We start from the raw sequence: 12,219 nt of genomic DNA, 5'->3' as shown, positions 1-12,219 counted from the left end.
TCTTGCAGACAGAGCGGCATATGGCTTCGAAAACCACAAATCCTTTCACCTTTCTCCAGCAGGTTCGCGCGGAGACTGCCAAGGTCACTTGGCCGTCGCGGCGCGAAACGGTGATCTCGACGGTGATGGTCCTTGTGTTCGCGGTCATCGCGATGATCTTTTTCTTTACCGCAGACGTGGCCATGGGCTTTGCGGTCGAAAAAATCCTCGGCCTCGGACAGTAAGTCCGGCGATTACGGAGAAGTCTTAAAATGACCGCGCGGTGGTACATCGTCCACGCCTACTCGAACTTTGAAAAGAAGGTCGCCGAGGACATCGAGAACAAGGCCAAGCAGAAGGGCCTGTCCGCCGACATCGAGCAGATCGTGGTGCCGACCGAGAAGGTCGTCGAGATCCGCCGCGGCCGCAAGGTCGATGCCGAGCGCAAGTTCTTTCCGGGCTATGTGCTGTTGAAGGCCAATCTGACCGATGCCGTGTTCTCGCTCGTCAAGAACACGCCGAAGGTCACCGGGTTCCTGGGCGACTCCAAGCCGGTGCCGATCACCGAAGCCGAAGCCCAGCGTATCCTGAACCAGGTTCAGGAAGGCGTCGAGCGGCCGAAGCCGTCGGTGACGTTCGAGATCGGCGAAGCGATCCGCGTTTCGGATGGACCATTCGCGTCGTTCAACGGTTTCGTCCAGGAAGTGGACGAGGAGCGAGCGCGGCTCAAGGTGGAAGTATCGATCTTCGGGCGCGCCGTGCCGGTCGATCTGGAATTCGGACAGGTCGAGAAGGGCTGATCCGAAATCCCTGCACCGGTTTCGGCGGCAGGGAAGGCGGCGCGGAGATCGCGCGGCCAAAACGGGTGGGAGGCGAATGCGGCTTTAGCCGGCCGCGCGGACCGCACCACCAGACTGCAACCGCCGGCAAGACCGGCATGAGAAAAGGCAGGAAGAGAGATGGCTAAGAAAATTGCAGGCCAGCTCAAGCTCCAGGTTTCCGCGGGATCGGCGACGCCGTCGCCCCCGATCGGCCCGGCGCTTGGTCAGCGTGGCATCAACATCATGGAGTTCTGCAAGGCGTTCAACGCGCAGACCCAGGAAATGGAAAAGGGCTCGCCGGTTCCGGTCGTCATCACCTACTACCAGGACAAGTCGTTCACCTTCGTCATGAAGACGCCGCCGGTGAGCTACTTCCTGAAGAAGGCCGCGAACCTGAAGTCGGGCTCGAAGGAGCCGGGCAAGGTCAAGGCCGGCACGATCGGCCGCGACAAGGTGCGCGCCATCGCCGAGCAGAAGATGAAGGATCTGAACGCAAACGACGTCGAGGCGGCCATGCGCATGGTCGAGGGCTCCGCCCGCTCGATGGGTCTGGAAGTGGTGGGCTGAGATCATGGCAAAGATTGCAAAGCGTGTATCGCAGACCCGCGAAGGCATCGATCCCAACAAGGCTTACGCTTTGGGTGAGGCGCTGAAGCTGCTCAAGGATCGCTCCTCGGTGAAGTTCGACGAGACCATCGAAGTCGCGATGAACCTCGGCGTCGACCCCCGCCATGCCGACCAGATGGTCCGCGGCGTGGTCAACCTGCCGAACGGCACCGGCCGCAGCGTTCGCGTCGCCGTGTTCGCGCGCGGTGACAAGGCCGAGGAGGCCAAGGCCGCCGGCGCCGACATCGTCGGAGCCGAGGATCTGGTCGACATCGTCCAGAAGGGCACGATCGACTTCGACCGCTGCATCGCCACGCCGGACATGATGCCGCTGGTCGGCCGTCTCGGCAAGGTGCTCGGCCCGCGCGGCATGATGCCGAACCCGAAGGTCGGCACCGTCACCACCGACGTGGCCGCCGCCGTGAAGGCATCGAAGGGCGGCGCCGTCGAGTTCCGCGTCGAGAAGGCCGGCATCGTTCATGCCGGCGTCGGCAAGGTCTCGTTCGACGTCAAGGCGCTGGAAGAGAACGTCCGCGCCTTCGCCGATGCGGTGACCAGGGCAAAGCCGGCTGGTGCCAAGGGCAATTACGTCAAGAAGGTGTCGGTCACCTCGACGATGGGCCCGGGCCTCAAGCTCGACGTCTCGACGCTCGCAGCGTCCTGATACGAACAATTGGATCGGCCGCTAAGACGCTGATCCGTGAAAGAATTCCGGGCCTCCGACCTGTCGGCGGCCCGGTACCGGAAGTCGAAAGGCTTCCGGACATCCTGTCCGAGATTGCAGGCGGCCCCCAAGCCTTAGGTGATGTGGGCCTTAATTCATGTGGGCCTGCATGAGACGGGTGAAGACCGGACAAAGGAGCGAACGCTCCAATGAAAGGTTCGAACCGTGTTTGCCTTTTGTCTGCGCACCGTCCGGCTTGCCGGCAGGTGTGGCGAAAGGGGGCAGGATCCTCGAGCGTCGTTCGGGAGATCCGTTACTGGATGGCCCGGCCGGCAAAAGGCAACCCGACGCCTGTCCTTCGTAGAGGGCAGGGGTCAACTGGAGATAGGCAGTGGACAGAGCGGAAAAACGCGAACTCGTCACGGGCCTGAATGATGCGTTCTCAGGCGCTGGTTCAGTCGTCGTGGCCCACTACGCCGGTATCACCGTCGCGCAAATGAACGACCTTCGGTCGAAAATGCGCGCCGCCGGTGGCACCGTCAAAGTCGCGAAGAACCGTCTCGCCAAAATCGCTCTTCAGGGCACGGACTCCGCATCGATCATCGAGCTGTTCAAGGGACAGACGCTGATCGCCTATTCGGAGGATCCGATTGCGGCGCCGAAGGTCGCGTCCGATTTCGCCAAGGGAAATGACAAGCTCGTCATTCTCGGCGGCGCAATGGGCACCACCTCGCTCAACGCCGACGGTGTGAAGGCACTCGCCACACTTCCGTCGCTCGATGAGCTGCGCGCCAGGCTGGTTGGCATGATCGCCACGCCGGCAACCCGGATCGCCCAGATCGTCAATGCGCCTGCGGCTTCGGTCGCGCGCGTCATCGGCGCTTACGCCCGGAAGGACGAGGCGGCATGAGGCCGTTCCTCGCTATCACAAACACACGTTCGAACCTTATGAAGGAACATTGCAATGGCTGATCTGGCAAAGATCGTAGACGACCTTTCGAAGCTGACCGTCCTCGAGGCGGCCGAGCTGTCGAAGCTTCTTGAAGAAAAGTGGGGCGTTTCCGCCGCTGCTCCGGTGGCGGTTGCCGCTGCTGGCGGCGCCGCGGCCGCTGCTGCTCCGGTCGAGGAAAAGACGGAATTCGACGTCGTCCTCACCGAAGCAGGCGCTCAGAAGATCAACGTCATCAAGGAAGTTCGCGCCATCACCGGTCTTGGCCTCAAGGAAGCCAAGGACCTGGTCGAGGCGGCTCCGAAGCCGGTCAAGGAAGCCGTTTCCAAGGCCGACGCGGACAAGTTCAAGGCCCAGCTGGAAGCAGCCGGCGCCAAGGTCGAACTGAAGTAAGCGTTGAGTACCGGCGGACGGCGTCGCGCCGTCCGCCACTCCCTTCACGTCGAGGGGAGGCTCATGGCGCGAAGAGTGCGAAAACCTCTTTCCTGAGGGCCGCAAACCGGCCTTCAGGAAACGGGTTTTCTCCCGTTTCTGGCCCACCGCCAATTGGTGGTGGGTGAAAAGACAAGAAGCCGCCGACAGGCGGCGGGCAACAAGACAGGGCCGCCGAGGTGGCCCGAGATGCAAGGCGAGCCGCGGCGAGGCTCGTCCCGAGAATTGAGCTAAGGAGCGACGATGGCCCAGACCCAGACTTTCAATGGCCGCAGACGCGTACGCAAGTTTTTCGGTAAGATCCCGGAAGTTGCGGAGATGCCGAACCTGATCGAGGTTCAGAAGGCATCCTATGACCAGTTCCTGATGGTGGAGGAGCCCAAGGGTGGGCGTCCTGACGAGGGGCTGCAGGCAGTTTTCAAGTCGGTCTTCCCGATTTCCGATTTTTCCGGCTCCTCGATGCTGGAATTCGTGAAATACGAGTTCGAAGGACCGAAATTCGACGTTGACGAATGCCGTCAGCGCGACCTGACCTATGCGGCGCCGCTCAAGGTGACGCTGCGCCTCATCGTGTTCGATATCGACGAGGATACCGGCGCGAAGTCGATCAAGGACATCAAGGAGCAGGACGTCTACATGGGCGACATGCCGCTCATGACCTTGAACGGCACCTTCATCGTCAACGGCACCGAGCGCGTCATCGTCTCGCAGATGCACCGTTCGCCGGGCGTCTTTTTCGACCATGACAAGGGCAAGTCGCACTCGTCCGGCAAGCTTCTGTTTGCCGCGCGGGTCATTCCCTACCGCGGCTCGTGGCTCGACATCGAGTTCGATAGCAAGGACGTCGTGCACGCCCGTATCGACCGCCGCCGCAAGATTCCGGTGACGTCGCTGCTGATGGCGCTCGGCATGGACGGCGAAGAGATCCTGTCGACCTTCTACAACAAAATCACCTACAAGCGCGCCGGCGACCATTGGCGCATTCCCTTCAACGTCGAGCGTTTCCGCGGCCTCAAGGCCGTTGGTGACCTGGTTGACGCCGACACCGGCGAGGTCGTCGTCGAGGCCGGCAAGAAGATCACTGCCCGCCAGGCCAGGGCGCTTGGCGAAAAAGGTCTCAAGGCGATCAAGGCGACCGACGAGGATCTGCTCGGCAACTACCTTGCCGAGGACATCGTCAACTATGGCACCGGCGAGATTTTCCTCGAAGCCGGCGACGAGATCGATGAAAAGACGCTGAAAGTGCTTCTCGGCACCGGCGATGACGAGATCAAGGTTCTCGACATCGATCACGTCAATGTCGGCGCTTATATCCGCAACACGCTCAACGTCGACAAAAACGAGAGCCGCCAGGACGCGCTGTTCGACATCTACCGCGTCATGCGCCCCGGTGAGCCGCCGACGCTCGAGACCGCCGAAGCCATGTTCAACTCGCTGTTCTTCGACAGCGAGCGCTATGATCTTTCGGCCGTCGGCCGCGTCAAGATGAACATGCGCCTCGAGCTCAAGGCCGAGGATACCGTGCGCGTGCTGCGCAAGGACGACATCCTGGCCGTGGTCAAGACGCTGGTCGAACTGCGCGACGGCAAGGGCGAGATCGACGACATCGACAATCTCGGCAACCGCCGCGTGCGCTCGGTCGGCGAGCTGATGGAGAACCAGTACCGCGTCGGCCTGCTGCGCATGGAGCGCGCGATCAAGGAACGTATGTCCTCGATCGAGATCGACACGGTGATGCCGCAGGACCTGATCAACGCCAAGCCGGCGGCTGCCGCCGTGCGCGAGTTCTTCGGTTCCTCGCAGCTGTCGCAGTTCATGGATCAGACCAACCCGCTGTCGGAGATCACCCACAAGCGCCGCCTGTCGGCGCTTGGACCGGGCGGCCTGACCCGCGAGCGTGCCGGGTTCGAGGTGCGCGACGTGCACCCGACGCATTACGGCCGCATCTGCCCGATCGAGACGCCGGAAGGCCCGAATATCGGCCTGATCAACTCGCTTGCGACCTTCGCGCGTGTCAACAAATACGGCTTCATCGAGAGCCCGTACCGCAAGATCGTCAACGGCAAGCTGACCAATGAGGTCGTCTACCTGTCGGCTATGGAAGAGGCCAAGCACCACGTCGCGCAGGCCAATGCCGAGCTCGACAAGAATGGTCATTTCGTCGACGAATTCGTCATTTGCCGTAACGCCGGCGAAGTGATGATGGCGCCGCGCGAAAACGTCGATCTGATGGACGTGTCGCCGAAGCAGATGGTGTCGGTGGCCGCGGCCCTGATTCCGTTCCTTGAGAACGACGACGCCAACCGCGCGCTGATGGGCTCGAACATGCAGCGTCAGGCCGTGCCGCTGGTGCGCGCCGAAGCGCCGTTCGTCGGCACCGGCATGGAGCCGATCGTCGCCCGTGACTCGGGCGCCGCCATCGGCGCCCGCCGCGGCGGCATCGTCGACCAGGTGGACGCGACGCGTATCGTCATCCGCGCCACGGAAGATCTCGATCCTGGCAAGTCCGGCGTCGATATCTACCGGCTGATGAAGTTCCAGCGTTCGAACCAGAACACCTGCATCAACCAGCGTCCGCTGGTGCGCATGGGCGACCGGGTCAACAAGGGCGACATCATCGCCGACGGCCCGTCGACCGAGCTCGGTGATCTGGCCCTCGGCCGCAACGTGCTGGTCGCGTTCATGCCGTGGAATGGCTACAACTACGAGGATTCCATCCTCTTGTCCGAGCGCATCGTCGCCGACGACGTCTTCACCTCGATCCACATCGAGGAGTTCGAAGTCATGGCCCGCGACACCAAGCTCGGGCCGGAGGAGATCACGCGCGATATCCCGAACGTCTCGGAAGAAGCGCTGAAGAACCTCGATGAGGCCGGCATCGTCTACATTGGTGCGGAAGTGCAGCCGGGCGACATCCTGGTCGGCAAGATCACGCCGAAGGGCGAAAGCCCGATGACGCCGGAAGAAAAGCTGCTGCGCGCCATCTTCGGTGAAAAGGCCTCGGACGTGCGCGATACCTCCATGCGCATGCCTCCGGGAACCTTCGGCACCGTCGTCGAAGTGCGCGTCTTCAACCGCCACGGTGTCGAGAAGGACGAGCGCGCCATGGCGATCGAGCGCGAGGAGATCGAACGCCTCGCCAAGGACCGCGACGACGAGCAGGCAATCCTCGACCGTAACGTCTATTCGCGCCTTTCCGACGTTCTCGTCGGCAAGGAGGCGATTGCCGGGCCGAAGGGCTTCAAGAAGGGCTCGAAGCTGTCGAAGGACACGCTCGACGAGTATCCGCGTTCGCAGTGGTGGCAGTTTGCCGTGGAGAACGAAAAGCTCCAGAGCGAACTGGAAGCCCTGCGTGGCCAGTACGACGATTCCAAGAAGGCGCTCGAGCAGCGCTTCATGGACAAGGTCGAGAAGGTGCAGCGCGGCGACGAGATGCCTCCGGGCGTCATGAAGATGGTCAAGGTCTTCGTGGCCGTGAAGCGCAAGATGCAGCCCGGCGACAAGATGGCCGGCCGGCACGGCAACAAGGGTGTCGTGTCGCGGATCGTTCCGGTCGAGGACATGCCTTTCCTCGAGGACGGCACGCATGCCGACATCGTGCTCAACCCGCTGGGTGTGCCGAGCCGCATGAATGTCGGCCAGATCCTGGAAACGCATCTGGGCTGGGCTTGCGCCGGAATGGGCAAGAAGATCGGCGATCTGATCGATGCGTACAAGACGGCGGGCGACATCAAGCCGCTGCGCAAGACGCTTGAGAGCTTCATGCCGGCCAATGACCGCAACGAGCCGGTCCGCGAATATGACGACGAGAGCATCGTTCGCCTCAGCGAGCAGATGCGCCGCGGCGTCTCCATCGCGACACCGGTGTTCGACGGCGCGCACGAGGCCGACATCAACATCATGCTGGAGCAGGCGGGCCTGCACACCAGCGGTCAGTCGCAGCTCTATGACGGACGCACCGGCGAACCGTTCGATCGCAAAGTGACGATGGGCTACATATATATGCTCAAGCTTCACCACCTTGTGGACGACAAGATCCACGCGCGTTCGATCGGGCCGTACTCGCTCGTTACCCAGCAGCCGCTGGGCGGCAAGGCGCAGTTCGGTGGCCAGCGCTTTGGCGAGATGGAGGTCTGGGCGCTTGAAGCGTACGGCGCCGCCTACACGCTGCAGGAGATGCTGACGGTGAAGTCGGATGACGTCGCCGGCCGCACCAAGGTCTACGAGGCGATCGTCAGAGGCGACGACACATTCGAGGCCGGCATCCCCGAGAGCTTCAACGTTCTCGTTAAGGAAATGCGGTCTCTCGGCCTCAATGTCGAGTTGGAGAACACCAAGCTCGACGACAACCCGATCCGGCTGCCCGACGCGGCCGAGTAAGCAAGACGTCCGGCCGCGGCCTTCCCGCGACCGGACGCACCAAATTCTCGGCCGATGGCCGATCAAGTCGGCGGGCGTTTGGCCCGCGCTAGATGCAAGGGGTTTTCGAGGACCCCGAAAAGGAGAACGGCATGAACCAAGAGGTCATGAATCTCTTCAACCCCCAGGCGCCTGCGCAGGTGTTCGATTCCATCCGGATCTCGCTTGCCAGCCCTGAGAAGATTCTGTCCTGGTCATTCGGCGAGATCAAGAAGCCGGAGACCATCAACTACCGCACCTTCAAGCCGGAGCGTGACGGCCTGTTCTGCGCGCGCATTTTTGGTCCGATCAAGGACTATGAGTGCCTCTGCGGCAAGTACAAGCGCATGAAGTACAAGGGCGTCATCTGCGAGAAGTGCGGCGTCGAAGTCACGCTGTCGCGCGTCCGCCGCGAGCGCATGGGCCATATCGAGCTGGCGGCACCGGTCGCCCACATCTGGTTCCTGAAGTCGCTGCCGTCGCGCATCGGCACGCTGCTCGACATGACCCTGAAGGACATCGAGCGGGTCCTTTACTTCGAGAACTACATCGTCACCGAACCCGGCCTCACCGCGCTGAAGGAGCACCAGCTGCTCAGCGAGGAAGAGTACATGATGGCCGTCGACGAATATGGCGAGGATAGTTTCACCGCCATGATCGGCGCCGAGGCGATCCACGACCTGCTGGCCGGCATGGACCTCGAGAAGATCGCCGGCGATCTGCGTTCGGAACTGGCTTCGACCACCTCCGGGCTAAAGCAGAAGAAGTATCTGAAGCGTCTCAAGGTCGTCGAGAACTTCATGGAATCCGGCAACCGTCCGGAATGGATGATCATGAAGGTGGTTCCGGTGATCCCGCCGGATCTGCGTCCGCTTGTCCCGCTGGACGGCGGCCGTTTCGCTACGTCGGATCTGAACGACCTCTACCGCCGCGTCATCAACCGCAACAACCGCTTGAAGCGGCTGATCGAGCTGCGCGCGCCCGGCATCATCGTGCGCAATGAAAAGCGCATGCTGCAGGAAGCCGTCGATGCGCTGTTCGACAATGGCCGCCGCGGCCGCGTCATCACCGGCGCCAACAAGCGTCCGCTGAAGTCGCTGTCCGACATGTTGAAGGGCAAGCAGGGCCGGTTCCGCCAGAACCTGCTCGGCAAGCGCGTCGACTATTCCGGCCGCTCGGTCATCGTCACCGGTCCCGAGCTCAAGCTGCACCAGTGCGGCCTGCCGAAGAAGATGGCGCTCGAGCTGTTTAAGCCCTTCATCTACGCCCGTCTCGACGCCAAGGGTTACTCCTCGACCGTCAAGCAGGCGAAGAAGCTGGTCGAAAAGGAGCGTCCGGAGGTCTGGGATATCCTCGACGAGGTCATCCGCGAGCATCCGGTGCTGTTGAACCGCGCGCCGACGCTGCACCGCCTCGGCATCCAGGCGTTCGAGCCGATCCTGATCGAAGGCAAGGCGATCCAGCTTCACCCGCTGGTCTGCACGGCCTTCAACGCCGACTTCGACGGCGACCAGATGGCGGTCCACGTGCCGCTGTCACTGGAAGCGCAGCTCGAGGCTCGCGTGCTGATGATGTCGACCAACAACATCCTGCACCCGGCTTCCGGCGCGCCGATCATCGTCCCGTCGCAGGACATGGTTCTCGGTCTCTACTATCTGTCGATCGTCAACCAGAACGAGCCGGGCGAGGGCATGGTGTTTGCCGATATGGGCGAGCTCCAGCATGCGCTCGAGACCAAGGCGGTAACGCTGCATTCCAAGATCAAGGGGCGCTTCCGCACGGTCGACGCCGACGGTAAGGTCGTATCGAAGATCCACGACACCACGCCTGGCCGCATGATCATCGGCGAGCTGCTGCCGAAGAACGTCAACGTGCCCTACGAGACCGCCAACCAGGAGATGACCAAGAAGAACATCTCCAAGATGATCGACACCGTCTACCGCCATTGCGGTCAGAAGGAGACGGTCATTTTCTGCGATCGCATCATGGCTCTCGGCTTCAGCCACGCCTGCCGTGCCGGCATTTCGTTCGGCAAGGACGACATGCTGATCCCGGATGCCAAGATCAAGCTGGTGTCCGACACCGAGGCTTTGGCCAAGGAATACGAGCAGCAGTACAATGACGGCCTGATCACCCAGGGCGAGAAGTACAACAAGGTCGTCGACGCCTGGGCCAAGTGCTCGGAAAAGGTCGCCGACGAAATGATGGCCCGCATCAAGGCGGTCGAGTTCGAGGACAACGGCCGTCAGAAGCCGATGAACTCGATCTACATGATGTCGCACTCCGGTGCGCGCGGCTCGCCCACCCAGATGCGCCAGCTCGCCGGCATGCGCGGCCTGATGGCCAAGCCTAGCGGTGAAATCATTGAGACGCCGATCATCTCGAACTTCAAGGAAGGCCTGACCGTGCTCGAGTACTTCAACTCGACCCACGGCGCCCGCAAGGGTCTGGCCGACACCGCCTTGAAGACGGCGAACTCGGGTTACCTGACGCGTCGTCTTGTCGACGTGGCGCAGGACTGCATCGTCAACTCGCTCGACTGCGGCACCGACAAGGGCCTCACCATGCAGCCGATCGTCGATGCCGGTCAGGTCGTCGCTTCGGTTGGTCAGCGCGTTCTCGGCCGCACCTCGCTCGACGATATCACTCACCCGGTCACCGGCGAGGTTCTGGTCAAGGCCGGAACGCTGATGGACGAGCGTGACGTGGAACTGATCGAAAAGGCCGGTGTGCAGTCTGTCCGCATCCGTTCGGCGCTAACCTGCGAGGTCAGGGTCGGCGTTTGCGCGGTCTGTTACGGACGCGATCTGGCCCGCGGCACGCCTGTCAACCAGGGCGAGGCTGTCGGCGTCATCGCGGCGCAGTCGATTGGCGAGCCGGGCACCCAGCTCACCATGCGTACCTTCCACATGGGCGGCACGGCGCAGGTGGTGGATTCCTCGTTCCTTGAAGCCTCGTACGAGGGCAAGGTCGAGATCCGCAACCGCAACGTGGTGCGCAACTCCGACGGCCAGCTGATGGTCATGGGTCGCAACATGGCGGTGCTGATCCTCGACGAGGCCGGCAAGGAACGCGCCACGCACCGCGTCACCTACGGTTCGCGCATCTTCGTCGACGATGGCGACAAGGTGAAGCGCGGCCAGCGTATTGCCGAGTGGGATCCCTATACCCGCCCGGTCCTCACCGAAATCGAGGGCAGGGTGGCGTTCGAAGATCTGGTCGATGGCATTTCCGTTCAGGAAACCGCCGACGAATCGACCGGCATCACCAAGCGCGAGGTCATCGACTGGCGTTCGACGCCACGCGGCAACGACCTCAAGCCGGCGATCGTCGTCCAGGATGCCAAGGGCAAGGTCGGCAAGCTGTCGAAGGGTGGCGACGCCCGCTTCCTGCTCTCGGTCGAGGCCATTCTTTCGGTCGAGCCCGGCGCACAGGTTCGCCCCGGCGACGTGCTGGCGCGTATTCCGATGGAAAGCGCCAAGACCAAGGACATCACCGGCGGTCTGCCGCGTGTGGCCGAACTGTTCGAGGCACGCCGTCCGAAGGATCACGCCATCATCGCCGAGATCGATGGCACGATCCGCTTCGGTCGCGACTACAAGAACAAGCGCCGCATCATCATCGAGCCGCATGACTCGACGCTTGAGCCGGTCGAATACCTGATCCCGAAGGGCAAGCCGTTCCATCTCCAGGACGGCGACGTCATCGAGAAGGGCGACTATATCCTCGACGGCAATCCGGCGCCGCACGACATCCTGGCGATCAAGGGCGTGGAGGCGCTTGCCTCCTACCTCGTCAACGAGATCCAGGAGGTCTACCGCCTGCAGGGCGTGTCGATCAACGACAAGCACATCGAGGTGATCGTTCGCCAGATGCTGCAGAAGGTCGAGATCACCACGCAGGGCGATTCGACCTACATTCCGGGCGACCACGTCGACGTGATCGAACTGGAAGAGGTCAACGAGCGCCTGGTCGAGGAGGGCAAGAAGCCGGCCGAAGGCCAGCCGGTGCTGCTGGGCATCACCAAGGCCTCGCTGCAGACGCCGTCCTTCATCTCCGCCGCCTCCTTCCAGGAGACGACGAGGGTGCTGACCGAAGCTGCGGTTGCCGGCAAGACCGACATGCTGCAGGGGCTGAAGGAAAACGTCATCGTCGGCCGGCTCATCCCGGCCGGCACCGGCGGCACGATGAGCCAGATCCGGCGCATCGCCACCTCGCGCGACGAGTTGATCATCGACGAGCGCCGCAAGGCGTCCGGCGTCGAGGTCGCCGAGCCGATGCTGACCGACATGGTTACCGCCGCGCAGTAAGCGCGCAAGTAAGAGAAGATAGAAAAGGGGCCCAAGTGGCCCCTTTTCGCATTGTGGTTC

Annotated in this window: 8 protein-coding genes; all 8 read left to right on the top strand. The window is 62.5% G+C overall.

The window, feature by feature from the left end; all coding sequences use genetic code 11:
* The first annotated feature begins 20 nt into the window (after positions 1-20).
* The 8 genes from secE (at position 21) to rpoC (ending at position 12,159) form a co-directional block, all read left to right on the top strand.
* A complete protein-coding gene (secE, locus tag NKI22_RS10915) occupies positions 21-224 on the top strand; it encodes a preprotein translocase subunit SecE (RefSeq protein WP_023721668.1) in 204 nt (67 codons plus the stop codon).
* Between the two features lie 27 nt (positions 225-251).
* A complete protein-coding gene (gene nusG, locus NKI22_RS10910) occupies positions 252-779 on the top strand; it encodes a transcription termination/antitermination protein NusG (protein WP_006333333.1) in 528 nt (175 codons plus the stop codon).
* 159 nt (positions 780-938) lie between these two features.
* Positions 939-1,367, top strand: a complete 429-nt coding sequence (gene rplK / locus NKI22_RS10905; protein ID WP_023680440.1) for a 50S ribosomal protein L11 — start codon at positions 939-941, stop codon at positions 1,365-1,367.
* A gap of 4 nt (positions 1,368-1,371) precedes the next feature.
* Positions 1,372-2,070: a 50S ribosomal protein L1 gene (gene rplA, locus NKI22_RS10900; protein WP_352485033.1), complete on the top strand. Its 699-nt coding sequence runs from the start codon at positions 1,372-1,374 to the stop codon at positions 2,068-2,070.
* 391 nt (positions 2,071-2,461) lie between these two features.
* Complete coding sequence (gene rplJ / locus NKI22_RS10895) at positions 2,462-2,980, top strand: 50S ribosomal protein L10 (protein WP_015317994.1); 519 nt, start codon at positions 2,462-2,464, stop codon at positions 2,978-2,980.
* A 54-nt stretch (positions 2,981-3,034) separates the two neighbouring features.
* A complete protein-coding gene (gene rplL / locus NKI22_RS10890) occupies positions 3,035-3,412 on the top strand; it encodes a 50S ribosomal protein L7/L12 (RefSeq protein WP_023680442.1) in 378 nt (125 codons plus the stop codon).
* A gap of 282 nt (positions 3,413-3,694) precedes the next feature.
* A complete protein-coding gene (gene rpoB, locus NKI22_RS10885; protein ID WP_352496503.1) occupies positions 3,695-7,831 on the top strand; it encodes a DNA-directed RNA polymerase subunit beta in 4,137 nt (1,378 codons plus the stop codon).
* 131 nt (positions 7,832-7,962) lie between these two features.
* Positions 7,963-12,159 carry a DNA-directed RNA polymerase subunit beta' gene (gene rpoC, locus NKI22_RS10880; RefSeq protein ID WP_352958422.1) on the top strand — a complete coding sequence of 1,399 codons (4,197 nt, stop codon included), beginning with the start codon at positions 7,963-7,965 and terminating at the stop codon, positions 12,157-12,159.
* The last annotated feature ends 60 nt before the right edge of the window (positions 12,160-12,219 follow it).

Origin of the sequence: Mesorhizobium sp. M0778 (assembly GCF_040320105.1) — a bacterium.
In the GTDB taxonomy this organism is placed as follows: domain Bacteria; phylum Pseudomonadota; class Alphaproteobacteria; order Rhizobiales; family Rhizobiaceae; genus Mesorhizobium.
Note: the sequence above shows the minus strand (reverse complement) of the source record. Positions and strands in the feature narration are given on the sequence as shown.

Coding starts and splice junctions, on each gene's coding strand:
- nusG (WP_006333333.1), top strand. CDS start 252: ATGACCGCGCGGTGGTACATCGTCCACGCCTACTCGAACTTTGAAAAG.
- rpoC (WP_352958422.1), top strand. CDS start 7,963: ATGAACCAAGAGGTCATGAATCTCTTCAACCCCCAGGCGCCTGCGCAG.
- rpoB (WP_352496503.1), top strand. CDS start 3,695: ATGGCCCAGACCCAGACTTTCAATGGCCGCAGACGCGTACGCAAGTTT.
- rplA (WP_352485033.1), top strand. CDS start 1,372: ATGGCAAAGATTGCAAAGCGTGTATCGCAGACCCGCGAAGGCATCGAT.
- secE (WP_023721668.1), top strand. CDS start 21: ATGGCTTCGAAAACCACAAATCCTTTCACCTTTCTCCAGCAGGTTCGC.
- rplK (WP_023680440.1), top strand. CDS start 939: ATGGCTAAGAAAATTGCAGGCCAGCTCAAGCTCCAGGTTTCCGCGGGA.
- rplL (WP_023680442.1), top strand. CDS start 3,035: ATGGCTGATCTGGCAAAGATCGTAGACGACCTTTCGAAGCTGACCGTC.